The 1,460-nt window shown below is 56.0% G+C and carries 1 pseudogene; it reads left to right on the forward strand.

The window, feature by feature from the left end:
• Positions 1–583 (forward strand): annotated as a pseudogene (locus AB4Z11_RS31590) (alpha/beta hydrolase); the annotation flags it as partial.
• Positions 584–1,460: the final 877 nt, after the last annotated feature.

The raw sequence follows: 1,460 nt of genomic DNA on the forward strand, positions 1-1,460 counted from the left end.
GTCCTGGGGTACCACACTCATGGCCGTCTATACGACGCAAAATAACGATAAGGTCAATCGCCTGGTCCTGTACGCGCCACAGTGGATTCGCACCACGGCTTCGCTCGCGGACCCCGGCAACAAGCTTGGCGCCTATCGCTCCGTCACGCGCGAATCTACCAGGGAGCGCTGGCTGACCGGCGTAGCGGAGGACAAAAAGCGCGACCTGATTCCTGCTGGCTGGTTCGAGGCCTGGGCCGACGCCACGTTTGCGAGCGACCCAATCGGTGCGGCGCAATCGCCTCCGGTGCTACGCGCACCGAACGGCGTTGTGCAGGATACCCGTGAATTCTGGGCCGCCGGCAAAGCCCTGTACGACCCGGCCGGCATCCGCGTCCCGACCTTCCTGGTCCATGCCGAGTGGGATGCCGACTTGCCGAGCTATATGCTGTATGCCTACTTCGCCAAACTGGTGAATGTGCCATACAAGCGCTATGTCGAGATAGGCGAGGGCACCCATAGCATCCTCATGGAGAAGAACCGCATGCAGCTGTTCGAAGCCGTGCAGCACTTTCTGGATGAGAGGGTGGTGGCGAATCAATGAGCGCTCATTCCATGATCTCATTAGAAGTCACGAAGTCGCCGCCTCGTCCGGAGGGACGACAACTGATTGCTTAACGCATGTTGCAGTATGCAATTCAAAAGCATGCCGTTAAGTCGCCCTTAGTTTTAGAAAGTGTGTGTGCGAGATCAGTTGCTCGTACCGACAAGGACAGAACGTCTGCGCTAACCGCGTGGAATCGCGCATCGCCCGGATTTGCTTGCTGTTCGAGATTGGCTCGCAACTCGGACAGGGCCGAGCCTGATACTTCATGTTTCGACCACAGACTGTTCGTTTGCTCGCTGAATTGGCCCTGTCCGTTTGACCTGCCCGCCATACTCTTGCGAACGCCGCCACGCGATCGTAAGACCCTCCGAATCTCAGTTCCTTAAGCTCTTCGTGAATTTGTTTCAGGCTACGTCGCTGTCTGCGCGACTTGGCTGCTTCGGTCAAGTCTCTTTTTAGTTTGTTTTCTGGCTGGTGATTTTGGTATGCGCTGCTCAAAATATACACAAAGGCCGATAATGCAGTAGAGCATATTAAGTTGCTCAGAGGAATAAATCACGCACTACCACGGAGGAGAATTTAATTCCTTCTTTTGCAAAGGAATATGCATATTTGGAGGGGCGCCCAAAAACAAAAACGCCACCCGAAGGTGGCGTTTTTACTTTTTATTCTTGGTGGCCCGGGGCGGAATCGAACCACCGACACAAGGATTTTCAAACTTCGGCTCTACGAGAACAGTCCCGCCTGTCGGTAGGAAGCGAGGATAGCATCGAAGACAGCCGGGTCGCCCCGTCCACGAGCGACCAGCTGCGCCCCTTCGATGGCGGCGAAGATGGCCATCGCGCGCGACTGTGCCAGTGCCGCGTCTGTTCCC

This window comes from Pseudoduganella sp. RAF53_2 (assembly GCF_052113985.1).
Taxonomy (GTDB): domain Bacteria; phylum Pseudomonadota; class Gammaproteobacteria; order Burkholderiales; family Burkholderiaceae_D; genus Rugamonas.